Annotated in this window: 23 protein-coding genes; 15 read left to right on the forward strand and 8 right to left on the reverse strand. The window is 60.6% G+C overall.

Going from position 1 to position 26,011, the window contains the following annotated elements; all coding sequences use genetic code 11:
- Window positions 1–94: 94 nt before the first annotated feature.
- From ATY79_RS26375 to ATY79_RS26385, 3 genes are read left to right on the forward strand one after another with little or no spacing between them, the layout of a single operon-like run.
- Window positions 95–1,057, forward strand: coding sequence for a glycine betaine ABC transporter substrate-binding protein (locus ATY79_RS26375; protein ID WP_088692206.1), 963 nt, complete (start codon window positions 95–97; stop codon window positions 1,055–1,057).
- Window positions 1,054–1,749 (forward strand): L,D-transpeptidase, encoded by a 696-nt coding sequence (locus ATY79_RS26380; protein WP_088692205.1) that lies wholly within the window; start codon window positions 1,054–1,056, stop codon window positions 1,747–1,749. Before ATY79_RS26375 ends, ATY79_RS26380 begins: the two co-directional genes overlap by 4 nt.
- 57 nt (window positions 1,750–1,806) lie before the next feature.
- Window positions 1,807–2,142: a hypothetical protein gene (locus ATY79_RS26385; protein WP_245306785.1), complete on the forward strand. Its 336-nt coding sequence runs from the start codon at window positions 1,807–1,809 to the stop codon at window positions 2,140–2,142.
- Window positions 2,143–2,175: 33 nt separating this feature from the next.
- On the opposite strand, the gene ATY79_RS26390 is transcribed toward ATY79_RS26385, so the two are convergent.
- The 4 genes from ATY79_RS26390 to ATY79_RS26405 all read right to left on the reverse strand — a co-directional run bounded on the left by ATY79_RS26390 (window position 2,176) and on the right by ATY79_RS26405 (window position 7,675).
- Window positions 2,176–4,419, reverse strand: coding sequence for a glycoside hydrolase family 2 TIM barrel-domain containing protein (locus ATY79_RS26390; RefSeq protein ID WP_088692204.1), 2,244 nt, complete (start codon window positions 4,417–4,419; stop codon window positions 2,176–2,178).
- 148 nt (window positions 4,420–4,567) lie between these two features.
- On the reverse strand, window positions 4,568–5,479 hold the full coding sequence (locus tag ATY79_RS26395; protein ID WP_088692203.1) for an SMP-30/gluconolactonase/LRE family protein: 912 nt from the start codon (window positions 5,477–5,479) through the stop codon (window positions 4,568–4,570).
- A 100-nt stretch (window positions 5,480–5,579) separates the two neighbouring features.
- The gene (locus ATY79_RS26400) at window positions 5,580–6,401 is read right to left on the reverse strand and encodes an SDR family oxidoreductase (protein WP_088692202.1); all 822 of its coding nucleotides are present in this window, start codon (window positions 6,399–6,401) and stop codon (window positions 5,580–5,582) included.
- Window positions 6,402–6,487: 86 nt separating this feature from the next.
- The gene (locus ATY79_RS26405; RefSeq protein WP_088692201.1) at window positions 6,488–7,675 is read right to left on the reverse strand and encodes a phytanoyl-CoA dioxygenase family protein; all 1,188 of its coding nucleotides are present in this window, start codon (window positions 7,673–7,675) and stop codon (window positions 6,488–6,490) included.
- 94 nt (window positions 7,676–7,769) lie between these two features.
- On the opposite strand from ATY79_RS26405, the gene ATY79_RS26410 reads away from it, so the two are divergent.
- The 6 genes from ATY79_RS26410 to ATY79_RS26435 all read left to right on the forward strand — a co-directional run bounded on the left by ATY79_RS26410 (window position 7,770) and on the right by ATY79_RS26435 (window position 15,889).
- The gene (locus tag ATY79_RS26410; protein WP_088692200.1) at window positions 7,770–8,792 is read left to right on the forward strand and encodes a LacI family DNA-binding transcriptional regulator; all 1,023 of its coding nucleotides are present in this window, start codon (window positions 7,770–7,772) and stop codon (window positions 8,790–8,792) included.
- A 62-nt stretch (window positions 8,793–8,854) separates the two neighbouring features.
- Window positions 8,855–10,072, forward strand: a complete 1,218-nt coding sequence (locus ATY79_RS26415) for an adenylate/guanylate cyclase domain-containing protein (protein WP_088692234.1) — start codon at window positions 8,855–8,857, stop codon at window positions 10,070–10,072.
- A 125-nt stretch (window positions 10,073–10,197) separates the two neighbouring features.
- The gene (locus ATY79_RS26420; protein ID WP_088692199.1) at window positions 10,198–10,629 is read left to right on the forward strand and encodes an OsmC family protein; all 432 of its coding nucleotides are present in this window, start codon (window positions 10,198–10,200) and stop codon (window positions 10,627–10,629) included.
- A 291-nt stretch (window positions 10,630–10,920) separates the two neighbouring features.
- Window positions 10,921–11,529 (forward strand): TetR family transcriptional regulator, encoded by a 609-nt coding sequence (locus ATY79_RS26425; RefSeq protein ID WP_088692233.1) that lies wholly within the window; start codon window positions 10,921–10,923, stop codon window positions 11,527–11,529.
- A 52-nt stretch (window positions 11,530–11,581) separates the two neighbouring features.
- A complete protein-coding gene (locus tag ATY79_RS26430; protein ID WP_088692198.1) occupies window positions 11,582–12,718 on the forward strand; it encodes an efflux RND transporter periplasmic adaptor subunit in 1,137 nt (378 codons plus the stop codon).
- Window positions 12,719–12,742: 24 nt separating this feature from the next.
- Window positions 12,743–15,889, forward strand: coding sequence for an efflux RND transporter permease subunit (locus ATY79_RS26435; RefSeq protein ID WP_088692197.1), 3,147 nt, complete (start codon window positions 12,743–12,745; stop codon window positions 15,887–15,889).
- A gap of 47 nt (window positions 15,890–15,936) precedes the next feature.
- On the opposite strand, the gene ATY79_RS26440 is transcribed toward ATY79_RS26435, so the two are convergent.
- From ATY79_RS26440 to ATY79_RS31060, 4 genes are all read right to left on the reverse strand, one after another.
- Window positions 15,937–16,854, reverse strand: a complete 918-nt coding sequence (locus ATY79_RS26440; RefSeq protein ID WP_088692196.1) for an ROK family protein — start codon at window positions 16,852–16,854, stop codon at window positions 15,937–15,939.
- A 73-nt stretch (window positions 16,855–16,927) separates the two neighbouring features.
- Window positions 16,928–18,262: an ATP-binding protein gene (locus ATY79_RS26445; protein ID WP_088692232.1), complete on the reverse strand. Its 1,335-nt coding sequence runs from the start codon at window positions 18,260–18,262 to the stop codon at window positions 16,928–16,930.
- Between the two features lie 2 nt (window positions 18,263–18,264).
- Entirely contained in the window at window positions 18,265–18,918 is a 654-nt protein-coding gene (locus ATY79_RS26450; RefSeq protein ID WP_088692195.1) for a response regulator, read from the reverse strand.
- Complete coding sequence (locus tag ATY79_RS31060; RefSeq protein WP_189638082.1) at window positions 18,899–19,090, reverse strand: hypothetical protein; 192 nt, start codon at window positions 19,088–19,090, stop codon at window positions 18,899–18,901. Before ATY79_RS31060 ends, ATY79_RS26450 begins: the two co-directional genes overlap by 20 nt.
- Window positions 19,091–19,140: 50 nt before the next feature.
- Between ATY79_RS31060 and ATY79_RS26460 the strand changes: the two genes are divergently transcribed.
- The 6 genes from ATY79_RS26460 (at window position 19,141) to ATY79_RS26485 (ending at window position 25,994) form a co-directional block, all read left to right on the forward strand.
- A complete protein-coding gene (locus tag ATY79_RS26460) occupies window positions 19,141–20,094 on the forward strand; it encodes a sugar-binding transcriptional regulator (RefSeq protein ID WP_088692193.1) in 954 nt (317 codons plus the stop codon).
- Window positions 20,095–20,239: 145 nt separating this feature from the next.
- The gene (locus ATY79_RS26465) at window positions 20,240–21,550 is read left to right on the forward strand and encodes a sugar ABC transporter substrate-binding protein (RefSeq protein ID WP_088692231.1); all 1,311 of its coding nucleotides are present in this window, start codon (window positions 20,240–20,242) and stop codon (window positions 21,548–21,550) included.
- Between the two features lie 135 nt (window positions 21,551–21,685).
- Window positions 21,686–22,558 (forward strand): sugar ABC transporter permease, encoded by an 873-nt coding sequence (locus ATY79_RS26470; protein WP_088692192.1) that lies wholly within the window; start codon window positions 21,686–21,688, stop codon window positions 22,556–22,558.
- A gap of 1 nt (window position 22,559) precedes the next feature.
- Window positions 22,560–23,390: a carbohydrate ABC transporter permease gene (locus ATY79_RS26475; protein ID WP_088692191.1), complete on the forward strand. Its 831-nt coding sequence runs from the start codon at window positions 22,560–22,562 to the stop codon at window positions 23,388–23,390.
- Window positions 23,391–23,408: 18 nt separating this feature from the next.
- Complete coding sequence (locus ATY79_RS26480; RefSeq protein ID WP_088692190.1) at window positions 23,409–24,407, forward strand: ABC transporter ATP-binding protein; 999 nt, start codon at window positions 23,409–23,411, stop codon at window positions 24,405–24,407.
- Window positions 24,408–24,512: 105 nt separating this feature from the next.
- Window positions 24,513–25,994, forward strand: a complete 1,482-nt coding sequence (locus ATY79_RS26485; protein ID WP_088692189.1) for a mannitol dehydrogenase family protein — start codon at window positions 24,513–24,515, stop codon at window positions 25,992–25,994.
- The last annotated feature ends 17 nt before the right edge of the window (window positions 25,995–26,011 follow it).

The following is a 26,011-nucleotide window of genomic DNA, read 5'->3' on the forward strand; positions in this document are numbered from 1 at the left end:
CTCGACTTGACGGATGTAGGCGCTTTATGCATGTTCGCCTGTAAGATGTAACGTGCATTCTACGATCCTTTCTCGCATGTTTTGGGGGGCAGGCATGACGAAGTGCGTAGCATGTTCAGGGCTCTTCTCATCCGTCTTTGCCGCAGCGCTTGCGATGAGCAGTGCCGTCTTCGCCGCCGATCTCGTGATCGCGATGCCGAACTGGCCTTCCGGGCAGGCGACGGCGAATATTCTCAAGGTTAGCATCGCCAAGGAGTTCGGACTTAATGCCGATGTGGAGGAGCTTGGGACGCTGCTTGCCTTCAACGGCATGGAGAACGGCACTGTCGACATCCAACCGGAGGTCTGGCAACCCAATCTCGAGAACGTCATCAAGGCCTTCGTCACCGAAAAGGGCGTCGTGGTTCTCGCCAAGCATGGCGTGCCTGCATGGCAGGGCATCTGCGCGACACCGGCTGCCGCCGAGAAGGGCCTAAGGTCGATCGCCGATCTCAGCGATCCGGAAAAGACCAAGATTCTGGATACCGACGGTGATGGCAAAGGCGAGATGTGGCTCGGCGCGCCGACATGGTCCTCGACGGGGATCGAGCGGGTGCGGGCGAACACCTACGGCTATGCCAAGAACCTGACGCTGGTCGAGTCGGAAGAAGAAGTCGCGATGGCGGGGCTGGATATCGCGATCGCGACGAACCAGCCGCTGGTCTTTGCTTGCTACGCACCGCATTTCATTTTTGACCTGCACAAGATCGTCCGCCTTACCGAGCCGCCGCACGATGCCAGCAAGTGGAAGCTCGTCGGTGCCAACGACCCACTCTGGATCACCAAATCCTCGGCATCGACGGCCTGGGACACCGCCGATTTCCGCATTGGCTACGCTGCGGCTTTCGCGAAGAGACATCCTGATATCGCAGCGTTCCTGGAGAAGGTCGATCTGACGCCAGAGGAAGCGACCGCGATGAGCTATGCGCTCGAGGTCGAACGCGTACCGCCGCTCGACTACGCGAAAAAATGGGTCGCGGACAATGCGAAGCGCGTGGATGGGTGGGCCAACAAATGACGGCAAGCGACAGACTTCCGGCGAAGACGAATGAGGTTGGACGGCGCAAACTGACCTTGGCTCTGATCGCGGCCGCCGTCTGTGTTGGCCCTCTTGCTGCCTGGGCGCAGACGCAGATCTACGATTCCAAAACGCACACCTGGGTCAACTACGACAAGAAGAAAGCGCGCCAATATTACGCGCGCAACAACCAGGCGCCGGAAGCATTCCGGATGCAGACGGTGACGTTCCGAACGGCAGAGCCGCCCGGCACAATCATCATCGACGGCAACCAGCATTTCCTCTACCTCGTTCAGCCGGGCGGACAGGCTATCCGCTACGGCATTGGCGTCGGCCGCGAGGGCTTCGGATGGGCCGGGATCGTGCGAGTGGGCCGGACAGCGGAATGGCCGACCTGGACGCCGCCGGCTGAAATGGTGGCGCGCGATCCGAATGCGGCCAAATGGGCCGCCGGGATGCCGGGCGGTCCGGAAAATCCGTTGGGTGCCAGGGCGCTCTACCTCTACGAAGGCGACCAGGACACCATCTATCGTATTCACGGGACCGCAGAGCCCTGGACCATCGGTCTCGATGTGTCTTCTGGCTGCATCCGCATGAACAATGACGACATTGTCGACCTTGCGTCACGGATCAAGATCGGCGCCAAGGTCATCGTGCTGATGCAGGGGGCTGCACTCTACAAAGGTGTCTGAGTATGGGCCGGCTCAACGCCGGAGAGGGAACAAATCACACGAGTCGGGGACACGGTTTTGTGGAAAAACACCGCGAAGAAGATTTCGATCGGCCGGATGATGGCGGCAATGACAAGCGTCGCGCTCCTCGGTGCCTGCACGCCACCGACGCCGCCCGCGCCTGAAAGCATGGCACGCACGACGCTGCAGACCGCTCCCGCTGATCTGCAACTGCTCTGTGCCAATTCGGCGGCCGGGGTTGCCGGTCCGAACGCCAAGGTATTGCCCACGGCCTCCCGCCAGTTGCCCGACGGAACCTTCGGCGTCGACCTCGATGCCGGCGGCAAGAAATTCTCGTGCGTCGTCGATAACAACGGCACGGTTCGGTCGGTGCAGCCGGCGCAGTCCGGATGATGGTATGCCCTGCCGGGCGCACCGCCAATATGCTCAACTGGCCGTCAGTTCGATCTTGACCGCAGGGAAGCGGTTGCAGCTTGCCTGTACGCTGATTGCACCGGTCAATCCGGTCGCCTCCAACCAGAAGCCCGCCGCGCCCCCCTGCAGCGGAACCGATGCCGGCCCGACAATCTTTGCAGGCCCGTCGACCTGCAGGGTGACATTGTCGTTCATGAAGGGAAGGCGCTGCCCCTGCTGGTCAAGCGCGCGGATGATGACACGGGTGGTGTCGCGTTCGCGGGCCTTTAGCGTTGTGCTGTCGGCAACGAGCCGCAGCGTCGTCGGTAATGGATCGGCGACAAGCGTCAATTTGGCGACAGGTTCGCCGTCAATGTAGCCGGTGAACTCGCCGTCGATCCATTCAAGCCCCCACGTTCCAAGCTCATCAGGCGTGAAATGACGGTGGTCGATAACGATAGGCGGGTGCGGCAGGTGCGGGTAGTTCTCGCGATCCGGGCCGATCCGCTTCGTCACTGCGCCGTATCGCAGTTCTATCTCGTCGCAGTTGGTGAGGATAATCAGCGGCAGTACGCCACCGATATTGCGCTCCCCACGAGCCCAGAAGGTGACCGGCTTCATCACGATCTCTTCGGAAGGATCGCATTGGCTCGCATAGACATAGGCTGCAAACTTCGGCTCGCGGAACATGTCCATGACGCCGTGGTAGCAGATCCGGTCGCCCGAGCCGAAGTCCTTGTGAGTGTTGTAGTCGAACATGCACCAGCCGATCGCACCCGCGATGTCAGGATCGCCGTAAGCGGCATTCAGCACTTCGAGATGCCGGCGCACATGCTCTGCCTGGCGGGCCTCCTGGTCGTAGATCTTGGTGGGATACATGTGTCCACCAAATTCGGTGATCATATACGGCACCTTGTATGACAGGCCGGTCGATTCCTGCTGCGGGCGGAGCGCGGTGCGCGGGCGGTTGTTGCCGGGCAGCTCCTCGTTGCCGAGGATGAAGTCGTTCATCGTATGGACGTCTTCGAGCAGTTCGCTGTCCGTTATGTAGCGGACGCCGCCGGTCTGCCGCGTGCGGTCGAGTTCACGGGCAAGCCGGTTCGTTTCGACGTAGAAGTCATGGCTGTCCTGCGACTCGTTGATGCGAACGCCCCAGATGATGATCGACGGATGATTCCAGTCGCGCTCGATCATGCGGCGCACGTTGCGGATCGATTCCTGCTGCCATTCGACGTCGCCGATATGCTGCCAGCCCGGAATTTCCTCGAAGACCAGAAGGCCGATGCGATCACACCGATCCAGGAACCACTTCGATTGCGGATAATGCGAAGTGCGGACGATATTGCACTTCAGTACGGATTTCATGATGTCGGCGTCACGCTCCTGGGCCGATCTGCCTGCGGCATAGCCGACATACGGAAAGGCCTGGTGGCGATTGAGACCACGCAGCTTGAGCCGCCGCCCGTTGAGAAGAAAGCCTTCGGTCGTGAACTCGGCGGTGCGGAAGCCGAAGTGCGACGAGACGCGGTCGGAACCATGGCTTGTCTTAAGGTCGACGGTGACTTCGTAAAGTGTGGGATTGTCGATATCCCAGAGGGCTACGCCGGCAAGGTCATCGAAAGAGAGCGTAAGGTCTTCACCGGTGGTTTCCGCAGAAGCCGTGGCGAGCACGCGCCCGTCCCCATCCTTTAGCGATGCCGATACCGAGCCCAGGAAGGTCAGTTGTTGCGGATTGGCAAGATCGACACGCACGCTTGCCGACTTTTCCTCTGACAGGACGTTGTGGGTCTCGATCTTCAGGTTGCCGATGGACACCGGGTCCGTGACCTTCAGCCAGACGTCGCGATAAATGCCGGCATAGGTCAGGTAATCGATACGGCCGCCGAAGGGCGGAATCGCTGGATTTTCGCTGCCGTCAATTTTCACGGTGACCAGATTGTCGCCCATCACCAGCTTGCCGGTGAGACGTGCTTCGAACGGTGTGTAGCCATCCTTGTGGGCGATGATCTCTTCGCCGTTCAGATAGACGACGGCATCGGCCATGGCAGCGTCGAAGACGAGCGAGACCTCGCGACCCTCAAACTCGGGCATCCAGCGCAGGACCTTTTGATAGGTGAATGCCCGCTGGTAACTTGTCTCGTCGAAGTAGTTGAACGGCAGTTCAACGGCCGTATGCGGCAGGCTGACGATCGCCGCGCTGTCGAAGCCCTCGAGCAGACGTTGGCCGAAACCTTCGTGGAAACTCCAGCTCTCGTTGAAAGAGACGACAGAACGCATCTCAGGCTCCCATGAAAAAGGCGTTGCGAACGGATTGGCATCCCTGAAGGGCGCGTGAAAACTCAAGCATCGATGATTCTTTCCGGGTGGAGATGCCTAGCTCGGTAGGCAGCGCTGACGTCCTGGTTCGATGGCGCGCGATGCTATCCTATGGATACTGGGCGCCGTTGGTGGTGGTGTAAATCGAATACAGCGATTGGGTGGCGGTGATGAACAGGCGGTTCTTTTTCACGCCACCAAAGGCGATGTTCGAGACCGTCTGCGGCACCTTGATCTTGCCGAGCAGCGTGCCGTCGGGCGCGAAACAGTGAACGCCATCAGCCGCGCTGGTCCAGAGATTGCCGCTGACATCAAAACGGAAACCATCCGGCACGCCGCTGTCAATTGAGCAGAAATACCGGCTGTTCGTCAGCTTCTTGCCGTCGACAACATCAAAAACGCGGATGTGGCGCGGGACCTCATGGTTGGAGGAGCCGGAATCGGCGATGTAGAGCTGCTTCTCATCAGGCGAAAAGGCCAAGCCGTTGGGCTGGATGAAGTCGGTAACGACAGCCTCGATCTCACCGGTCGGAGCGTCGATGCGATAGACGTTGCGGGTTTCTTGTTCGGGCTCTGCCTTGTGACCCTCATAGTCGGACATGATGCCGTAGGTCGGATCGGTGAACCAGATCGAGCCGTCCGACTTGACGACGACGTCGTTCGGGGAATTCAGGCGCTTGCCTCTGTAGCTGTCGGCCAGCACCGTGATGCGGCCATCGAATTCGGTGCGGGTGACGCGCCGGCCGCCATGCTCGCAGGAAATCAACCGACCCTGGCGGTCGCGCGTATTGCCGTTGACGTAGTTCGAGGGAGAGCGAAAGACCGAGACGCAGCCGTCGGGCACCCAGCGCATCATCCGCTCATTGGGGATATCGCTCCAGAGCAGGCAATTCAGATCGGAGAACCAGACGGGACCTTCGGCCCAGCGGCAACCGCTGTAGAGTTCCTCCAGCCGGGCGTTGCCGACGATCAGGCCACGGAAACGGTCGTCACGGATGTCATAGAGCGCATCTTCCGACACAGGTCAGCTCCTCCCAAAGCGATGTGACGCCCTTCGTAAACGTAAACGGTGATGTGTTCCAGAGCCCGGCGTTGGCAAAAGCGTCAGGCTCTGCATTTTTTCAGAGAGCTGTGTCCGGATGCGGCGAACCGTCATAGGCGCCCCAGATCGACTGGTCGAAGCAGATCATCGAGCCGGTCATGAGGCCGGATTCCGCCGCGGAGAGATAGGCGCAGGCGCGTGCCACTTCCTCAGGATCCACGAGACGGCCGAACGGCTGGCTGGCGGCCGCCTTTTCCAGCCAGTCAGCCGGTGCGCCGTGGAATTCCCGCTGAATGCGATCCTCACCCTCTGAGGCCATCCAGCCGATATTGAGGCCGTTGACCCGGATGCGGTTGCGTAGAAGCGCGTAGGCTGTGTTCTTCGTGAGGGTTTCCAGGGCGCCCTTCGAGGCGCAATAGGCGGCAATGAAGGGCTGCCCTGCCTTGGCAGACATGGAGCCGATATTGACGATGGTTCCCTCGATCTTCTCGCGCCGCATCACCTTCACCGTTTCCTGTATCAGGAAGAACGGCGCGCGCACGTTGATGGCGAACATGGCGTCGAAGAGTTCCGGACTGGTGTCCAGAATGGTGCCGCGGTCGGTGATGGCGGCCGCATTCACAAGGGCATCCACGCGGCCGAACGTCTGGTCGCAGACATGAACGACGTTTCGAGCGTCCTCGACCTGCCCGAGATCGGCCTTGACGTACACGACCTTGACGCCTGTGGCGGCAGCGATCTCTTCGGCTTTCGCCTTCCCCTTCTGCTCGTTGCGGCCGCAGATGACGAGGCCCTTGGCACCGCGCTCGGCAAAGAGGCGGGCGATTGTTGCCCCGAGTCCCTGTGTGCCGCCGGTCACGATGGCGATCTTGCCGTCGAGGCGGGTGTGGTCTGTTGTCATGTGTCTCCTCCTTTGAATGATGGCCTATATGCCGAAAGCTCCCGGCACCGTGGGCGCCGGGAGCTGATGTCGTCAATGCGGATGCGTCAGCTTAGTCGCCGCTCGCTCTGTTGCGCCAGTGCCGAGAGGAACCGCGCGTCATCCCAATTCTCCTCAAGCGCCTCGTGCATCAGCTGCGTTTGCGTCTTCGGGGCAAGGCCGCCAAGCGGTGGGTCGCGGTCGAGGTTGGTCGGGAACGAGTAGCCCTCGGCGCAGGCAGCAACCGCGTTGCCGATCTCGGTTTCGGACAGCTTGCCCCTGAGCGCCTTCAAGGCCGGAAACAGCTTGGCGCTCATGCGCTCGCGATTGACAGTCTCCATCGCGCGGCCGAATGCGGAGGAGACCTGCAGCAGATTGGCGACGCGCTTGATGTCTGTCGACCGGTTCGTACCGGCTGCGTGGAAGAGGGCCGGATTGAAGAACACCACGTCGCCCTTTTCGAGCGGCAGCTGCACATGATGGGTCTCGAAATAGTCCTTGAACTCCTGGCGCTTGAGCGCGAGGTAGCCCGGCTCGTAGGTCTGGCTGTGCGGCAGGAAAAGGGTAGGGCCGCTTTCGAGCGGCATGTCGCAATGAGCGACCGCGCCCTGCAACGTCAGTACCGGGGACAGCCTGTGCACATGCGCCGGGAACCGCTCGATCACCTTGGATGACTGGAAGCCAAGATGGTAGTCGCGGTGAGCGGATTGTGCCGCGCCGCCCGGATTGACCCGGTTGACCTGGGCGGTCATTTGATAGCTTGGGCCGAGCCAGGCTTCGCTTGCGATCGCGACGATCGGATTTGCGTAGTATTCGGCGAAGTTCTCGGGGTCGGCGAGGCAGTGCTTTTCCAGCGAGTTCCAGATGCGGTCATTGGCGCCTGGCTTGGCAAAGTGATCGCCGCCGCCGGTTGCCGTACGGTGCTGCTCCTCGATAATCTCGTCGAATATTGCGCTGGCGCAGTCGATGACACCGGTATCTCTGTAAGCGCGCTTGAAGACGACGACGCCTGGGCCCTCGCCGAAGGCTTCGCAGATCTCGGCGAAAACCGCTCTGCGGCCTTCAGGACTGGCGATCGCTGCAACGACCTTGGCGCTGTCATAGATCAGAATGTTCTTTTCCACGGCGTCAGCCGTCGGATAGTCGGCCAGTGCCGTCGTCTTCTCGGCAACCTTGCGGAAGTCGCCGAGATCGCAGGAATCCTCGGTCAGCCAGACGCGATCGGCGCGCAGTTTCCGTAGGTTGTCGGTTTTCATCAGGTGCTCCTCCCTTTCCGATGAGGGCACTATACGCCGCCGGCTGGTGTGTTATAGATCAGAAATCCATCAAAAAACCATCAACACGGATTGCATGGCACATCGGTTTCTCGTCAAGGATATCGCCTTCCAGGCCGGGTTGAGTACCGCGACCGTGGATCGCGTTCTCAATGGCAGGAGCGGCGTCAGGCATCAGACGATGATGCGGGTGCAGGCCGCGATTGCAGAGCTGGAGAAGCAGCAGACCGGTGGCGAGGTGAGTGGACGCAAGCTCGCCATCGATGTGGTCATGGAAACGCCGGAACGCTTCAGCACTGCCGTTCGCGATGCCTTCGAGGCGGAGGTTGCCACGTTCCTGCCGATGGTGTTCCGGTGCCGTTTCCATTTCGCCGAGGTGATGAAGCAAACAGAGTTGGTGCAACTGCTCGACCGGATCCGGCTGCGCGGCACCAACGGCATCGTGCTGAAGGCGCCGGATGTTCCTGATGTCGCCGCGGCCGTTTCCCGCGCCACGGAGGCGGGGATTCCCGTGGTGACGTTGGTGACGGACCTGCCGAATTCGTCACGCACCGCTTACGCAGGCGCGGACAACCGGGCAGCCGGCGAGACGGCCGCCTATCTCATTGGGGAGCATTTCGGCGACGAGCCGGGGCGCGTGCTCGTCACGCTCTCCAGCGGTCGCTTTCGCGGCGAGGAGGAGCGGGAGATCGGCTTTCGCCGCCTGCTGCGCGAAAGCTATCCGCGGATCGGCGTGACCGAGATCAGTGAAGGACACGGCACCGATGCGGCGACAGGTACGCTGGCCATGCAGGCTATCGCGGCGGACCCGGCGATCAATGCGGTTTATTCCATTGGCGGCGGAAATCGGGCGGTGGTGGCCGCCTTCGAAGCGGCGCAGCGGCCAGTCCGTGTCTTCGTTGCGCATGATCTCGATGCGGACAATCGCGCTCTGCTCACCGCTCGCAAGATCAGCTTCGTGCTGCATCATGATCTGCGCACGGACGCCCGATCGGCCTTTCGCGCCGTCATGAGCCGATCGATGAGAGGCGGAATTGCGCCTCCGGCATTGTCGGCGGTGGAAATTGTTACACCTTACAACATGCCTGTCTTGGGTTGAGCTTTGCCTTTCCCTTGTCGGCGAAATCGCGATACAGCTTTCGCACCAGCGAGGGAAACGGCATGGAATACAGTGAGATAGGAACAGTTGCGGCCTGGCTGACGGAGCAGGGGCTGAAAGGCGCCTCCGAGGCGGAACTCCTGACCGGCTTCTGCAACATCTGCCGCGAGCGGGGCCTGCCGCTCGATCGCGGCATGGCGCTGATGGACACGCTCCATCCCGTCCACGAAGGTCGCGCCTTTCGCTGGGACAGCCGCGAGGAAATCGAAGCCGAATTCGAGTACGGCCCCTCCAGCGAAGGTACGGCGCTGGAGAGTTGGCAGCGATCCGCCTTCTACTATCTTTGGGCCGGCGAAGAAAACGAGGTCAGGCGGCGCATCGGCTTCGGCGATCCAACCGACTTCGTCATGCTCGAATCGATGCTCGAGCAGGGCCACACCGACTTCGTCGCGATGGTCCATCGTTTTGCCAAGGCAGGCACGATCGGCGAAATGGATTGCTTCTTTTCTCATTTCGCAACGCGCCATCCGGAGGGCTTTTCCGATCACGACCTCGCGATCCTGCGAAAGCTGGTGCCGGTGCTGGCGCTTGCGATCAAATGCATCGCATTGGCCCGCATCGCCAGGACGATTGCTGAAGTCTACCTTGGTGACGACGCCGCGCGGCAGGTGCTGGAAGGCAAAATCACGCGCGGCAAGTCGGAGCGTATCTCGGCAGCTCTATGGTTCTCGGATCTTCTGAATTACACCAAGATATCGGACAGCGCGCCGCCGGAAGAAATCCTGCCGATGCTGAATGCCTACAGCGATGTCGTCATTTCCGCGATCCACGAGGCGGGCGGCGACGTGTTGAAGCTGATCGGCGATGGGGTCCTGGCTATCTTCAAGGCCGACGAGCCGGCCGATGCCTGCTGCGCGTCGCTGCAGGCCGAGCGATTGCTACGGCAAAAGCTGAAGGTGTTGAACGATGAGCGCGCGCTCGAGGGACGCCCGACGACGGAGGTTTATATCGGTCTGCATATCGGTGATGTCTTCTACGGCAATATCGGCAGCCGCGAGCGCCTGGACTTTACGGTCATCGGGCCTGCCGTGAACGAGGTTAGCCGGATTGCCTCGATGTGCCGATCCGTCGATTTCAACGTGCTGATGTCGTCGGAATTTGCGGCCACGATCCCCGAGGGTGAGCGCGGCGCTTTGGCTTGCGTCGGTCGCTATGCGCTTAAGGGCGTCAAGCGCGCCCAGGAACTCTATACGCTTGACACGGCGCGAATGGAGATCTGATCGCCTTTAAGGTGCCCGCCTCGAAGAAATTTCACGGCGTTGTCGCCTTCTGCCGATAGAGGATTATATCGCGTTAAAGAGGCGATGCCTCTTTCAGCTTCCTCTAACCCGGATAGGAGAACGGCATGCAGATCAATCGTACAGGTTCAGCGCAGTGGTCGGGCGGTCTGAAGGACGGCAAGGGGCAGATTTCCACGCAGAGTGGCGCGCTCAAACACTATCCCTACGGTTTTTCGAGCCGCTTCGAAGGTATCCCAGGTACGAATCCGGAGGAGCTGATCGGGGCGGCGCATGCGGGCTGCTTCACGATGGCACTGTCGCTCATCCTCGAAGAGGCGGGCCTCAAGGCGACCGATATGGAGACGACGGCAAAGGTGACGCTTGAAAGCGTGGAGAGCGGTTTCGCGATTACGGCGATCCACCTTACGCTGACCGGCACGGTTCCGAACACCGATGAAAGGACATTCATCGAACTCGCCAACAAGGCCAAGACCGGATGCCCGGTGTCGAAGGCACTCTCGGCTGTTCCGATCTCGCTGGAGGTCAAGCTTGCCTGAGCGATGACTTAAGACCGAGTGCCGCGCATTGATGCCGGCACTTGTCGTCTGCCTGGTCTTTTAAGTTCCATTTTATCGCAGCGTCATGCCCCGCAGCTTAGGTTGGCGGGCGATGTCGTGCGCCTTAGCCTTCCCACATTATTCCGAATTCCGATCCAACTTACTGACCGCAGCCCTTTAGCGGCGTCGGGACGGCGTTGCATTCCGAGAAAACCTTGACAAATTACGATTGATATTTTACGACTGACGAAATTCGAAAATCGTCAGTCGTAAGTGAGGTGTCCGAAATTGATCAGCGATGCTGCGGAAAATACGATCGAAGTAGTCCGTCAGGAGAATGTGACGCGCATTCTCGACGCTGCCGAACGGCTTTTCCGTCATTACGGATATACGAAGACAACGGTTGCCGACATTGCCCGCGATCTCGGGATGTCGCCGGCCAACGTCTACCGCTTCTTTGCCTCAAAGGTGGAGATCCACCAGGCGATCTGCGGCCGCATGCTCGCTGCCAGCTACCAGATGGCCTACGACGCCTGCCACCTGCCCATCAGCGCGTCCGATCGGCTGCGCAAATTCGTGCAGGGCCAATACCAGATGACCGTCGAGACCATGCTTGACCAGGAAAAGGTGCATGAGATGGTCGTCGTCGCCATCGAGCGTGACTGGCACGTCATCGAAAAGCATGTCGACAGTATTCATGAATTGCTCGCCGATGTGATCCGCGAAGGGATCGCTGCCGGCGAGTTTGCCGAGCAGGATGCGGATGTTGCCTCACGCTGCTTCGGGGCGGCCACCGTTACCCTCTGTCATCCGCAGATGGTGGCGCAATGTCTCGCCAAGACCAACCGCGCCACCGTCGACGAACTGGTCGAGTTCTCCATCAGGGCGCTGAAGAAATAATTCGCGGCAAGGGCCGCAGATCAACCGATAACCTATTTCAGGAGTGCGAAAGATGATTTCGCTGAAGACAGTCCAGTTGCCGTCCTTTGTCAGTCTCGCGCTCCTTGGCGCCGTTGCGTTTACCGTATCCGGCTGCAGCGAAGAGAAGAAAGCCGAGACGAAAGAAATCATCCGGCCGGTCAAGGTCGTGGAGATCGCACAGGCTGGCGATACGCGCGCGCTGGATTACTCCGGTGCGGTGAAGGCTCGCGTCGAGATGAATCTCGGCTTCCGCGTCGCGGGGAAAATCACCGACCGCCGCGTCAACATCGGCGATCGCGTCAAGCCGGGTGATTTGCTCGCCGAGATCGATCCGACCGACTATCAGTTGGCGGTCAAGACCGCCGAGGCAAACCTGGCCGCTGCCGAAAAGGGTGTGGGAACCGCCGATCTGGCCAACAAGCGTGCTCAGCAACTCTTCGACAAGAGCGTTACGGCAAAATCGCAGATGGAGCAGGCCGCGCTTAGCTATGATCAAGCGGTCTCAACGCGCGATGCAGCGGCGTCGTCACTCGATCAGGCCAAGAACCAGGTCGCCTATACGGAGCTCAAGGCTGACCGGAATGGCATCGTAACGTCGATCAGCGCGGATACCGGAGCCGTTGTCGCGGCAGGTACACCTGTCGTCACCGTCGCGCTCGACGGCGAAAAGGAAGTGCAGATTGCTGTTCCGGAAAACGACATAGCGCAGTTCAAGTCGGGCAAGACGGTCAAGGCCAGCTTCTGGTCCGACAACAAGCTGGTGCTCGATGGCAAAGTGCGCGAGGTTTCCGGCAGTGCCGATGCGCAGTCACGGACTTTCGCGGTTCGCGTCAGCCTTCCGACCGACGACCGCGTGCTGCTCGGCATGACGGCGACGATCGAGGCTGCTATTGGCAATGCCGAGACCAACGTTGCCATTCCGCTCAGTGCACTTGCCGAGAAGGACGGCAAGAAGATCGTCTGGGTCGTCGACCGTAGTGCGTCGACCGTCCATGCTCGCGAAGTCAAGGTCTCGGATTTCACCGGCGGCGGCGTCCATGTCGCCGACGGGCTGAAAACTGGCGATCTCGTCGTTGCGGCCGGCACGCAGTTCATGACCGAGAACCTCAAGATCAAGCTGCCGGAACAGCAGTCGGCGCAAGCCGAAACCGGCGACATCATTCGCTAAGGCCCGGCAGGAAAGGATACGATCATGGACAACTCGACCGCCGAGAAGCGTCCCTTCAACCTGTCGCGCTGGGCGATTGGCCATCCAAGCATCGCGCGCTTCCTGTTCGGCTTGATCATCATCACCGGCGTGCTCGGCTTGATGCGCATGGGCCAGAAGGAAGACCCGGATTTCACCTTCCGCGTCATGGTCGTACAGGCCATCTGGCCAGGTGCTTCCATCCAGGAAATGGAAGACCAGGTCGTCAACAAGATCGAGCGCAAGCTGCAGGAAACCCCCCACATCGACTGGGTCAAATCCTATACGCGCGCGGGCAGCGCCATCATCACGCTGCAGGTCAAGGGTGATACCAATTCGGCCGACGTGGCCGACGCGTTCTATCAGGTCCGCAAGAAGGTCGGCGACATCTCCAATGAGCTGCCGGAAGGGCTGCTCGGGCCCTATTTCAACGACGAGTTCGGCGACACCTACATCACACTGCATTCGATCAGCGGCGATGGCTACAGCTATCCCGAGCTGAAGAAGTTCGCGATCCAAGCGCGCGACATGCTGCTGACGACGCCTGGCGTCGAAAAGGCGGTGATCATCGGCGATCAGCCTGAGAAGATCTACATCGACGTGTCCTCGAAGGCGCTGGCTGAACGCGGGCTGACCGTGCTCGACCTGCAGAACGCGATCAAGGGTCAGAACAGCGTCGATCCGGCCGGTTCTGTCGATACCGGCACGCGCTCGGTGCGCATTTCCGTCGAAGGAGACGTGACGAAAGCCGAGGACATCCGCGAGCTGCGGCTGAAGGCTGGCAATCAGGTAACGCGTCTTGGTGATATCGCCACGGTCTATTCCGGCCTCGAAGATCCCTATCAGCGTAAATATCGCTTCAATGGTCACGAGAGCGTCCAGGTCGGCGTCGTCATGGCGAAGGGCTTCAAGGTGACCGATGTTGGCAAAGACGTCGAAGCCACTTACCAGCGCTTCGAGGGATCACTGCCCTACGGCGTGGCGGTCGACCAGATTTCCAACCAGCCCGACGTCGTCACTGACGCGATCAGCGAGTTCATGCATGCGCTTGGCGAAGCATTGGTCATCGTGTTGATCGTCTCCTTCCTGTCGATCGGCTGGCGCTCGGGTCTCGTCATCGCGATCGCCATCCCACTCGTGCTCGCTGCGACCTTCGCCATCATGTATGAGCTCGGCATCGACCTGCAGCGCATTTCGCTCGGCGCGCTGATCATCGCGCTCGGCCTGCTGGTGGATGACGCGATGATCGTCGTCGAACTGATGGAACGAAAACTCGAGGAGGGGCTTGTCAAGATCGAGGCGGCGAGCTTCGCTTATTCTTCGACCGCCTTCCCGATGTTGACGGGTACGCTGATCACCACTGCCGGCTTCATTCCCGTTGGCTTTGCGGCGTCGACGGCCGGTGAATATGTGCGCACGCTGTTTTATGTCGTCGGCATCGCGCTCGTCGTCTCGTGGTTCGTGGCGGTCTATTTCACGCCATGGCTCGGCTACATGATCCTGAAGCAGCGCCATCATGCGGGCGAGCATCACGATGCCTTCGACACACCCTTCTATCACCGCCTGAGAGCGACGGTCAGTTGGGCCGTGCGCCATCGCATCATCGTCATTGCCATGACGCTGGTGACCTTTGCGACCAGTCTCTGGGCGTTCCAGTTCATCCCGCAGAACTTCTTCCCACAGTCTTCGCGCCCGGAAATTCTCGTCGACCTCTGGCTGCCCGAAGGCACCAGCATCAAGGAAGTTGAGACGCAGGCAAAGGCGCTCGAAGCCAAGATCATGGATGACAAGGACAAGAAGTTCGTCGCCACCTACATCGGCGAGGGCGCCCCGCGCTTCTTCCTGCCGCTCGACCAGCAGCTTCGCAATCCGAACTTCGCGCAGCTGCTTGTCATGGCAAACGACGAGCCGGCGCGTGAACGGCTGATCGTGAAGCTGCGGACCATCCTTGCGGAAGACTTCCCAGATATCCGCGGCAAGGTGGATCGTCTGTTCCTCGGTCCGCCTACGGGCTGGCCGGTGCAGATGCGCATCATGGGGCCGGATCGCCAGGAAGTCCGCAAGATCGCCGACGAGGTAAAGGCAAAGTTCCAGGCCAATCCGCTGCTCGGCGCGATCCATGACGACTGGCTGGAGCCGGTGCCGGCGATGAAGCTGGTGATCGACCAGGACCGTGCCCGCGCGCTCGGTGTCACCTCGCAGCGTGTTCGTCAGATGCTGCAGACGGCTGTGTCCGGTGCGCCGCTTGACGACTTCCGCGACGGCGAGGAGACGGTCTCGATCGTTGCCCGCGAACCGGAGGCCAACCGGTCGCTGCTGTCGGCGGTCAATTCGGTCTACGTACCGACGGATTTCGGCGGCTTTGTCCCAGTCTCGCAGGTTGCCAAGGTGGTGCCGGTTCTGGAGCAGGGGATCGAATGGCGGCGCGACCGTCTGCCGACGATCACCGTGCGCGCAACGCTGCCGGACGGCGTGCAGTCCAACGATGTCGTCATGAAGATGTATGCCGACATGCAATCGCTGCGTGACAGCCTTCCGGCCGGCTACAAGGTCGAGATCCAGGGCGGCGCGGAAGATTCCGCTGAAAGCCAGGCCTCGATCGCGGCCAAGGCGCCGATCATGCTCGTCGTCATCGTCATCTTGCTGATGGCGCAGCTGCAGCACTTCGGCAAGGCGATGCTCGTGCTGGCGACCGGCCCGCTCGGGATCATCGGGGCGGCCGCAGCCCTGCTGATATCGGGCGCACCGTTCGGCTTCGTCGCCATCCTCGGCGTCATCGCACTTCTCGGCATCATCATCCGCAACTCGATCATCCTCGTCGACCAGATCGACCAGGACATCAAGGCGGGGATGAACAGGCAGGAAGCGATCGTCGGTGCCGCGGTCAGACGTTTCCGCCCGATCATGCTGACGGCGCTGACGGCTGTCCTGGCGCTGATCCCGATCTCGCGTGGTGTCTTCTGGGGCCCGCTGGCTTACGCCATGATGGGTGGCATTCTGGTCGCGACGGTGCTGACGATCCTGGTGCTGCCCGCTGCCTACGCCCTGTTCTTCGGCAAGGAGCCGAAGACATCAGGAGCGCAGGTGGATGTTGCCAATGGCAATGCACCAGAGGCGGAAACCGCGCACCCGCCGGCGATGGCGGCTGAATGAAAAAGGATGGCGCGGTGAGAACCGCGCCATTTTCTTTTGTCCTACGCTCAGGCTTGGGCGGCTTCCGCCTTCAAGCCGAGTAGTGCGGCGCCGATCAGGCCGGGCTCGACGCGGCATTCGCTGCGGACCACCAGCGGGCGATCGAATTTACGCAGGATGCGTTGACGGACTGCCCTGTCCAGCTCCGCAAGCAGCGGTTCGACGTTGGAAAGTCCGCCGCCGACGGGAACGATGGTCGCGCCGGTGATGTTGACCGTCAGTGCGAGCGGTGAGGCGACGAGATCGACGAAGACGTCAATCGTGCGCGCTGCCTTGGCCTCGCCTCTCAGCCAATCATCGATAATCTCCTGGCTGGAGAGATCGACGTCGTGAAGAGTCTTGTGCAATCGCTCGAGACCGCGGGCGCCGCCGACCGTATCGACGCAGCCCTTCTGGCCGCAGCCGCAGCGAAAGGCCGGGATCGCGACGGGTGGATTGCCTGCGTAAGACGCCAGCGCTGGGCCATGGCCCCACTCGCCGGCAAAGCCACCGGCGGCATTGATCAGCCGGCCGTCTGCGACGACACCGCCTCCGACGCCGGTACCGAGAATGGCACCCAAAACGATGCGGTGGCCGCGTCCGGCGCCGAGATCGGCCTCTGCCATGGCGAAGCAGTCCGCGTCATTGGCGATCAAAACCGGCAGGCCCAGTTCCGCTTCGAGGTCGGCGGCAAGATTGCGGCCGTGGATACAGGGAATATTGGCGCAGGTGAGCCGTTGCGTATCCGGATCGACGACGCCGGCGGTCGAGAAGGCAAGGCGTGTTGGCTGCTCGTCGGTTTCCGCGATGATAGCGCGCAGCGTGCCGACGAAGGCAGAAAAGTCGTCCTTGGGGGTCGGGCGGCGGCCAAGCGGCGTGATGTCGGCTTCGGAATGCGCCACGCCGCCCTTGATGGCGGAGCCGCCGATGTCGAAAGAGATGATCATTCGGGTTCTGCTGCTTTGGAGGGCCTCTGCGTCTGCTCGCACCCTTCCGCGGGTTTTGCAAGCCAAATCCGGGCTAGGCTGGAAGCGTTACTTTCGCTTCGAAGCCGGTTTTCGCGCCGGTCGCCGGCGACGACAATTCCAGCGTCCCACCCATTTGGGCAATGATACGGTCGGCGATAGCCAGTCCGAGCCCGGAACCGGACGCTGTCGTCTTGCCTCGGCTGAAGCGCTTCTTCAGGCTCGCCATCTCGGTATCGCGAACGAGCGGTCCGCCGTTGACGACGCGGATGATGCCGCCGCTTTCAAGGCTGACATTGACCGGAAGTTCCGGGTCGCCGTGCAGCAAGGCGTTCTCGATCAAGTTTCGCGTGACAATGCCGAAGGCGTCCATGTCAGCGTTGCGGACGAGCTTTGCATCGTGCGCGGCAGAATACTGAAGCCTGCCATTCGTTCGGCTGTCACGCTGAAAGTCCGTGACCACCATGTCGAGGACCGGACGCAAGTCGACCGCGGTTGAGCTCCCGCCGATGCCCGCTTCGGCGCGCGACAGCTGCAAAAGCTTCTCGGCCAGACGTCCGAGATTGACGAGCGAGATCTCGACCTGGTGGACGCGATCCTGTGTTGCCCCGGGCGGCAGTTCCTCGACAAGGCGTTGGGTCTGGGCAAGAGCGCCAGCGATCGGTGTTCTCAGTTCGTGCGCGCTGTTGGCGGTGAATTCACGCTCCGCTTCGAGCGCCGCGCGCAGGCGTCCCAACAGCAGGTTGACCGATCTCGCAATCGGTCGCAGTTCAACCGGCAGGTTCTGGCCGTTCACCTCGGCCAGGTTGCCGCTGTCCTTGGTACCGATGTCGCGCCGGAGTGTCTCGATCGGTCGTAAAGCGCGCCCGACGATGAACCAGATCGCGAAAATGCTGACGGGAATGAGAGCGATCAGGGGGATGAGCAGCGTCAAGGAGCTTTCGCGCACGGCTTCACGTCGGTTCTTGAAGCGATCGGCCACCTGCAGGAATAGAGAACCGTCGGCCGTCATTTCCGTATAGATGCGAGCCGTTGCCGTGTCGTGGAAGCCTGTGCGAAGCGGCGCGTCGAAGGGCTCGGCCGGGGCATCATTCGAACGCAGCGCCACTTTGCCACTGGGATCGCGCACCTGATACGTCAAATACTCGCGGCTAGCCGCTGTGTTGAGCATGGCGATGCTGCGTGGATCGATGTTGGTGTTCTGATTCAGATCATCGAGGATCAAGGCCAAGAGGCGCTCGGTCGTCTCCTGCTGGGCACTGTCGAAAATCTCATCGAATTCCTGCTGCATCACACGGACGCTGAGGCCGATCGCGGCAAGCCAAAAGACGACCATGACGGTGGTCAAGGCAAGGATGAGCGGGCCGGTAATGCTGCGTTCGCGTTTCATCTTCATCCAAGCGTATAACCGATGCCGCGTGCCGTGCGGATCCGGTCCTTGCCGATCTTCTTGCGCAGGCGACTTACGTAAACCTCGACCGTATTGCTTTCGATCTCCGAGCCGAACGCGTAGAGCGCTTCCTCGATCCGGTCCTTCGGAACGATCGCCCCGGGCCGCGCCGTCAACAGGTCGAGCACCGCCCATTCGCGGCTTGTGAGGATGATCGTTTCGCCGGCCACGGAAAGCTGATGCAGGGGCCGGTTGATTTCGATATCGGAAATGCGCAGCACGGGATGCGGATTGGCGTCATAACGACGCGCGACCGCCATGATACGCGCTTCCAGTTCGTCCAGGTGGAATGGCTTGACGAGATAGTCGTCGGCGCCGGCGTTCAGTCCATCGATGCGATCCGAGATCTGATCTCGTGCCGTCAGGATGATGACGGGTGTCTTCAGGCCTCTTTCACGGAGCCGGCGAAGAAACTCGACGCCGCTGCCGTCGGGAAGCTGAAGGTCGAGAAGGATCAGCCCATAGTCGACAGGTCTAGCCGCAGCATCGGCATCGACGAGGTTTTGCACCCAGTCGACGGCATGATTGGCTGCAGCGACGTGATCGCGCACCGCTCCACCGATCAGCCTGTCATCTTCAACCAGCAGAATTCGCACAGCTTTTTTCCTCGGCGCCAGTTAGCCCGCAGTTCAACCCTTGGTCAAGCAAGGCTTGATCGACAAAGATGACAAGCCGATGGCATCCGCCGTCACGAAGCAAGTCAAAATTGGCTGTGCATTTTCTCAATGCACTCGACATTTGCCCGATTTCTGGTTTGATCTGCCGCATCTGCATCTCGCGCCGGCTGCTGCCGGTCCTTTCAGCATGGTAGAGACTTCATGGTAAGAAAATCCGAGACTTCGGGACGGCTGGATGACGCGGCGCGTGCAGGATGGCTCTATTACGTGGCGGGGCGGACGCAGGATGAGATTGCCTCTTCCATGGGGATTTCGCGGCAATCGGCCCAGCGTCTGGTATCGCTCGCCGTTGCCGAACGGTTAATCAAGGTGCGGCTCGACCATCCGATCGCCGCTTGCCTGGAACTCGCCGATGCCGTGCGCAAGAAGTTCAGCCTCAAGCATGTCGAGGTCGTGCCGAGCGACCCGGGTTCGAGCTCGACGACGGTCGGCATCGCGGAGGCCGCAGCGGCTGAAATCGAGCGCTGGCTGAAGCGCCCGGATCCGATCGTGTTGGCGGTCGGGACGGGGCGAACGTTGAAGGCCGCGGTCGACCAGCTGCCCGCCATTGAATGTCCCAACCATCGCATCGTGTCGCTGACCGGCAACATCGCCCCCGACGGTTCGGCCGCCTACTACAACGTCATCTTCAGTATGGCCGATGCCGTGAAGGCGCGGCACTTCCCGATGCCGCTTCCGGTTCTTGTGACGTCGGCTGAGGAGAGGGAGACCCTGCACGGCCAGCAGCTCGTCCGCTCGACACTGGAAATCAGCGCCCAGGCGGATGTCACCTTCGTCGGTATCGGCGAGCTCGGCATTGATGGACCGCTCTGCGTCGATGGTTTTCTCGAGAAGGATGAGATGATGGAGCTGATGCGCAACGGCGCCGTCGGCGAGATCTGCGGCTGGGTGTTCGACGGCGAGGGAAAGCTGCTCGACAACCCGATCAACGAGCGGGTCGCCTCGGCGTCGATCCCTTCGCGTGAGTCGTCGACCGTCATCGGAATCGGCAAGGGAAAGCGCAAATTCAAGGCGATCAAAGCGGCCGTCATGGGCCACCAAATCAATGCGTTGATCACTGACGAAGACACGGCCGAATATTTGCTCAAGGCGTGAGCAAAAATATATTCTTTTATTTTCAATTAGATAATGCAGACGCTCGCTAACGCAGCAACGAATGGCAATTGACATTTTCTTCCTGAAGGTGAGTAATTGCCCATGAGCAAAGCGAATGCTCGCACCCATCTTCTGGGAGGAAGATATGACATTGAGAACTCTTCTGCTGGGCGCCTGCTCAGCACTGGCGTTTGCCGGCATGGCTTCGGCTGAAACGCTAACGATCGCGACCGTCAACAACGGCGACATGATCCGGATGCAGAAGCTGACGGACGACTTCAAGAAAAAGAACCCCGGCATTGATCTCGAGTGGGTCACCCTCGAAGAAAACGTCCTGCGCCAGAAGGTTACGACCGACATCGCGACCAAGGGCGGTCAGTACGACGTCCTGACAATCGGTACCTACGAAGTTCCGATCTGGGCAAAGCAGGGCTGGCTTCTGCCGCTCGATAATCTCGGCAAGGATTACGACGTTGACGACCTGCTGCCAGCTATTCGCAGCGGCCTCACCGCAGACGGCAAGCTCTATGCAGCGCCGTTCTACGGTGAAAGCTCGATGGTCATGTACCGCAAGGACCTGTTCGATGCCGCCGGCCTGAAGATGCCCGACGCGCCGACCTGGGATTTCATCGCGGACGCCGCGAAGAAGATCACCAACAAGGACAAGGAAATCTACGGCATCTGCCTGCGCGGCAAGGCAGGCTGGGGTGAAAACATGGCCTTCCTGACGGCGATGTCGAACTCCTTCGGCGCACGCTGGTTCGATGAACAGTGGAAGCCGCAGTTCGATCAGCCGGAGTGGAAGGACACGCTGAACTTCTACGTAAACCTGATGAAGGAAGCCGGCCCTCCTGGTGCTTCATCAAACGGCTTCAACGAAAACCTGGCGCTCTTCCAGACCGGCAAGTGCGGCATGTGGATCGATGCGACCGTTGCTGCGTCCTTCGTCAGCAACCCGAAGGAATCCACCGTGGCCGACAAGGTCGGCTTCGCTCTGGCTCCGGACAAGGGTCTCGGCAAGCGCGGCAACTGGCTCTGGGCCTGGAACCTCGCGGTCCCGGCAGGCTCGCAGAAGGTAGAAGCGGCTGAGAAGTTCGTCGCCTGGGCGACGAGCAAGGATTACACCAACCTCGTCGCCGAGAAGGAAGGTTGGCTGAACGCACCTCCCGGTACACGCACGTCGCTCTATGCGAATGCGGATTACCAGAAGGCAGCTCCGTTCGCGAAGATGACGCTCGACAGCATCAACGCGGCCGATCCGACCAAGCCAACCGTCAAGCCGGTCCCCTATGTCGGTGTTCAGTTCGTCGCCATCCCTGAATTCCAGGGTATCGGCACGGCTGTAGGCCAGCAGTTCTCCGCAGCTCTAGCCGGCCAGGTTTCGGTCGAGCAGGCCCTGCAGAGCGCACAGCAGCTGACGACCCGCGAAATGACCAAGGCTGGTTACATCAAATAAATAACCTCCTGAGAAGGCGGGGCCTTTGACCTCCCCGCCCGTCTGGGTCGCCGAATTGCCCAAACTGCGTTGGCGACCCCCTTTTTTCTCTGCTGCTCCGCAGCCGTCTCCGCTTAAACAGGATCGGTCATCGCCATGGCAACGTTACACACCCGCTCCGCAGCGCGAATGATGGTCGCACCGTCCGTTGTGCTTCTCTTCCTGTGGATGATCGTCCCGCTCGTGATGACGATCTACTTCTCGACGCTGAACTACAATTTGCTCAGCCCGGGCATGGAAACCTTCGTCGGTTTCCTGAACTATAAATATTTCCTGACCGACCCGGCCTTTCTCTCTGCGTTGATCAACACGTTGCTGCTGGTAGTTGGAGTGCTGTTGATCACTGTCATCGGTGGCATCCTGTTCGCGTTGCTGCTCGACCAGGATATTTACGGGCAGGGGATCGTGCGCATCCTGGTGATCGCGCCCTTCTTCGTCATGCCGACTGTCGCGGCGCTGGTGTGGAAGAACATGTTCATGAACCCGGTCAACGGGCTCTTCGCGCATCTTGCCAAGGCGTTCGGCCTGCAGCCTTACGACTGGCTGGCGAATGCGCCGCTGTTTTCGATCATTCTCATCGTTGCCTGGCAGTGGCTGCCTTTTGCGACCCTCATCATGCTGACGGCATTGCAGTCGCTCGATGAAGAGCAGAAGGAAGCCGCCGAGATGGATGGCGCCGGTGCGATCTCGAAGTTCATCTACATCATCCTGCCACACATGGCCCGCGCCATTACCGTGGTGATCCTGATCCAGACGATCTTCCTGCTCTCGGTCTTTGCTGAAATCCTGGTCACCACGAACGGCGGTCCCGGTACGCAGAGCACGAACCTTACCTTCCTCGTTTACGCGCAGGCACTGCTGCAATTCGATATCGGCGGCGCCTCGGCGGGCGGTATCGTCGCGGTCATCCTCGCCAACATCGTTGCGATCTTCCTCGTGCGCCTTGTCGGCAAGAATCTGGAGGCTTGAGATGGCTAGAAAGGTCTCAACTCGACGCAAAGTGGTCATGACGGCGATCGCCTGGACGCTCGGCATCCTGATCTTCTTCCCGATCCTCTGGACGTTCCTGACCAGCTTCAAAACGGAAGCGGATGCCATCGCCTCGCCGCCGCAGTTCCTGTTCTTCCACTGGACAACCGAGAGCTATGCGGAGGTACAGAGCCGCTCAAACTATCTCAGCCACTTCATGAACTCGGTGATCATTTCCTTTGGCTCGACGCTGATCGGTCTGATCATCGCCATCCCCGCCGCCTGGGCCATGGCGTTCTCGCCGACCAAGCGGACGAAGGATCTTCTGATGTGGATGCTGTCCACGAAGATGATGCCTCCAGTCGGCGCGCTCATCCCGATCTACCTGCTGTTCCGCAACTCGGGCTTGCTCGACAGCCGTTTTGGACTGGTGATCGTGCTGACGCTGATCAACCTGCCGATCATCGTGTGGATGCTCTACACCTACTTCAAGGAAATTCCTGGCGAAATCCTGGAGGCGGCCCGGATGGACGGCGCCTCGCTTCTCAAGGAGATCATCTACGTGCTGACGCCGATGGCGGTGCCGGGCATTGCCTCAACACTGCTCCTCAACATCATCCTGGCCTGGAACGAGGCCTTCTGGACGCTGAACCTCAGCGCCTCGAAAGCGGCGCCGCTGACGGCGTTCATTGCGTCCTACTCCAGCCCCGAAGGCCTGTTTTACGCCAAGCTTTCGGCGGCCTCCACGATGGCGATCGCCCCGATCCTGATCCTCGGCTGGTTCTCGCAGAAACAACTCGTCCGCGGCCTGACCTTCGGCGCGGTGAAATAATATATCAGGGAGAGAAACATGGGCAGCATTACCCTTCAGAAAGTCTCGAAGGTCTTCGGTGAAGCCAAGGTCATCCCGTCGATCGACCTCGACATCAAGGACGGTGAGTTCGTCGTCTTCGTCGGCCCCTCGGGCTGCGGCAAGTCCACACTTCTCAGGCTGATTGCAGGCCTCGAGGATGTGTCGGGAGGCAATATTGTCATCGATGGCAAGGACGCGACCGAGAAGGCGCCGTCCGAACGCGGCCTCGCGATGGTGTTCCAGTCCTATGCGCTCTATCCGCATATGAGCGTGCGCAACAACATCGCATTCCCGTTGAAGATGGCCGGCGTCGACAAGGCGGAGATCGACAGAAAGGTCGCAGACGCTGCGCGGGTCCTCAACCTCACCGACTATCTCGAGCGCAAGCCGCGTCAGCTCTCGGGCGGTCAGCGCCAGCGTGTCGCGATCGGCCGTGCCATTGTGCGCCAGCCGTCGGCCTTCCTTTTCGACGAGCCGCTTTCGAACCTGGACGCGGCCCTTCGCGTCAACATGCGCCTCGAGATCAGTGAACTGCACCAGCAGCTGAAAACGACGATGATCTACGTCACCCACGACCAGGTCGAAGCCATGACCATGGCCGACAAGATCGTTGTTCTGAACCGCGGCAATATCGAGCAGGTCGGCTCGCCGCTGGAGCTCTATCACAAGCCGCGCAACCTTTTCGTCGCGGGCTTCATCGGTTCGCCGAAGATGAATTTCGTGAAGGGCCAGTATGCCGCGCAGCTTGGCGCGCCCACGATCGGTGTGCGGCCGGAGCATGTGTTGCTGTCGACCGAAGGCGGCGATTGGAAGGGTAAGGTCATGGTCGCCGAGCATCTCGGTGCGGACACCTTTCTGCATGTCGATGTCGAGGGTATCGATCATGTCACGGCGCGTGGCGGTGGCGACTTTCCGGCAAAGGCCGGCGATGTTGTTTATCTGACGCCCGATAAGACGCGGATCCACAAATTCAACGAAGGCGGCCTCGCCATCTGAGCGCATTGTTGCCGGGTGGGGGACGAGAGCGACGCCGGACAAGGTGTCCGGCGTGCCGATACCGGGATCATAGCTGATCCCGAAGACCTTCAAGAGGACTGAGACATGACGTGCAAACTATCGCTGGCAACGCTTTCCGAGGCGGCAAAAACGGCCGCCGTGCCGACCTATGAGCGGGCGACGCTGAAGGCGGGCATCGTGCACTTCGGCGTGGGCAATTTCCACCGCGCCCACCAGGCGATCTATCTCGACGACCTGTTCAATCTGGGTAAGGATCATGACTGGGCGATCATCGGCGCGGGCATTCTCCCCTCCGACGCGGCGATGCGCGAAAAGCTCGCCGCGCAAGACTTCCTGACGACCGTCGTCGAGCAGGACAACAACAAGACGGCCGCGCGCGTCACCGCGCCGATGATCGACATTCTGCCGGTCGGCGACGCAAAGACGATCATCGCAAAGCTTGCCGATCCCGTAATCCGCATCGTTTCGATGACAATCACCGAGGGTGGCTATTTCATCGACGCGTCCGGCAAGTTCAATCCGGGTCATCCGGCGATCGCCGCGGATGGCCAGAATCCGTCCGGACCGAAGACGGTCTTCGGTCTTATCGTCGCCGGCCTCAAGGCGCGTAAAGAGAAGGGTATCGTGCCTTTCACCGTCATGTCGTGCGACAACATTCCGCATAACGGCGTCGTGACCTCGAACGCCGTTATCGGCACGGCGCGGCTTTCCGATCCCGCCTTCGCCGACTGGATCAAGGCGAATGTCGCCTTCCCGAACGCGATGGTGGACCGCATCACGCCGGCGACGGGGCAGCGCGAAATCGATCTTCTGAAGGACGCCTTCGGCATCGAGGACAACTGGCCGGTCTATTGCGAAGAGTTCAAGCAGTGGGTGCTGGAAGACAAGTTCACGGCGGGGCGTCCGGCGCTAGAGAAGGTCGGCGTCACCTTCGTGCCTGATGTGACGCCCTACGAGCACATGAAGATCCGCATCCTGAACGGAGGACACGCGGCGATTGCCTATCCGGCAGCGCTGATGGACATCCATTTCGTGCATGACTCGATGGAAGACCCGCTGATCCGCGCCTTCCTCGCCAAGCTGGAAAAGGAAGAGATCATTCCGATCGTTCCACCGGTGCCTGACACTTCGCTGACCGATTATTTCGCGCTGATCGAGCGTCGGCTGCTCAATCCCAAGATTGCCGACACCATCCCACGCCTGGCGCAGGATGGATCGAACCGGCAGCCGAAATTCATCCTGCCGTCGACGCTCGACAATCTGAACCAGGGCAGGGATGTTGTCGGCCTAGCGTTGGTGTCGGCGCTGTGGTGCCGCTACTTTGCGGGCAAGACCGATAGCGGCAAGGATATCGCCTTCAACGATGCCAGTGCCGACCGGCTGCATGCGGCAGCACTGAAAGCGAAGGACGATCCGATGGTCTTCCTCTCCTTCGACGACATCTTCGGCGAGGTGTCGAAATCCGAGGTGTTCCGCAAGCGCTTTGCCCACGCACTGAAAACCCTGTGGGAAAAGGGTACGCGCGCAACCCTGCAGCTTTATCTCGACAACAAGCTTGCTGTGTAAGGATTGGTGGCGGCATT

The sequence above is a fragment of the Rhizobium sp. R693 genome (assembly GCF_002211315.1).
Lineage (GTDB): Bacteria > Pseudomonadota > Alphaproteobacteria > Rhizobiales > Rhizobiaceae > Rhizobium.

Excerpts from the sequence above, each read along its gene's own strand:
- ATY79_RS26375 (WP_088692206.1), top strand. The coding sequence starts at position 95 with ATGACGAAGTGCGTAGCATGTTCAGGGCTCTTCTCATCCGTCTTTGCC.
- ATY79_RS26380 (WP_088692205.1), top strand. The coding sequence starts at position 1,054 with ATGACGGCAAGCGACAGACTTCCGGCGAAGACGAATGAGGTTGGACGG.
- ATY79_RS26390 (WP_088692204.1), bottom strand. The coding sequence starts at position 4,419 with ATGCGTTCTGTCGTCTCTTTCAACGAGAGCTGGAGTTTCCACGAAGGT.
- ATY79_RS26400 (WP_088692202.1), bottom strand. The coding sequence starts at position 6,401 with ATGACAACAGACCACACCCGCCTCGACGGCAAGATCGCCATCGTGACC.
- ATY79_RS26405 (WP_088692201.1), bottom strand. The coding sequence starts at position 7,675 with ATGAAAACCGACAACCTACGGAAACTGCGCGCCGATCGCGTCTGGCTG.
- ATY79_RS26410 (WP_088692200.1), top strand. The coding sequence starts at position 7,770 with ATGGCACATCGGTTTCTCGTCAAGGATATCGCCTTCCAGGCCGGGTTG.
- ATY79_RS26415 (WP_088692234.1), top strand. The coding sequence starts at position 8,855 with ATGGAATACAGTGAGATAGGAACAGTTGCGGCCTGGCTGACGGAGCAG.
- ATY79_RS26420 (WP_088692199.1), top strand. The coding sequence starts at position 10,198 with ATGCAGATCAATCGTACAGGTTCAGCGCAGTGGTCGGGCGGTCTGAAG.
- ATY79_RS26430 (WP_088692198.1), top strand. The coding sequence starts at position 11,582 with ATGATTTCGCTGAAGACAGTCCAGTTGCCGTCCTTTGTCAGTCTCGCG.
- ATY79_RS26435 (WP_088692197.1), top strand. The coding sequence starts at position 12,743 with ATGGACAACTCGACCGCCGAGAAGCGTCCCTTCAACCTGTCGCGCTGG.
- ATY79_RS26440 (WP_088692196.1), bottom strand. The coding sequence starts at position 16,854 with ATGATCATCTCTTTCGACATCGGCGGCTCCGCCATCAAGGGCGGCGTG.
- ATY79_RS26445 (WP_088692232.1), bottom strand. The coding sequence starts at position 18,262 with ATGAAACGCGAACGCAGCATTACCGGCCCGCTCATCCTTGCCTTGACC.
- ATY79_RS31060 (WP_189638082.1), bottom strand. The coding sequence starts at position 19,090 with ATGCGGCAGATCAAACCAGAAATCGGGCAAATGTCGAGTGCATTGAGA.
- ATY79_RS26460 (WP_088692193.1), top strand. The coding sequence starts at position 19,141 with ATGGTAAGAAAATCCGAGACTTCGGGACGGCTGGATGACGCGGCGCGT.
- ATY79_RS26465 (WP_088692231.1), top strand. The coding sequence starts at position 20,240 with ATGACATTGAGAACTCTTCTGCTGGGCGCCTGCTCAGCACTGGCGTTT.
- ATY79_RS26470 (WP_088692192.1), top strand. The coding sequence starts at position 21,686 with ATGGCAACGTTACACACCCGCTCCGCAGCGCGAATGATGGTCGCACCG.
- ATY79_RS26475 (WP_088692191.1), top strand. The coding sequence starts at position 22,560 with ATGGCTAGAAAGGTCTCAACTCGACGCAAAGTGGTCATGACGGCGATC.
- ATY79_RS26480 (WP_088692190.1), top strand. The coding sequence starts at position 23,409 with ATGGGCAGCATTACCCTTCAGAAAGTCTCGAAGGTCTTCGGTGAAGCC.
- ATY79_RS26485 (WP_088692189.1), top strand. The coding sequence starts at position 24,513 with ATGACGTGCAAACTATCGCTGGCAACGCTTTCCGAGGCGGCAAAAACG.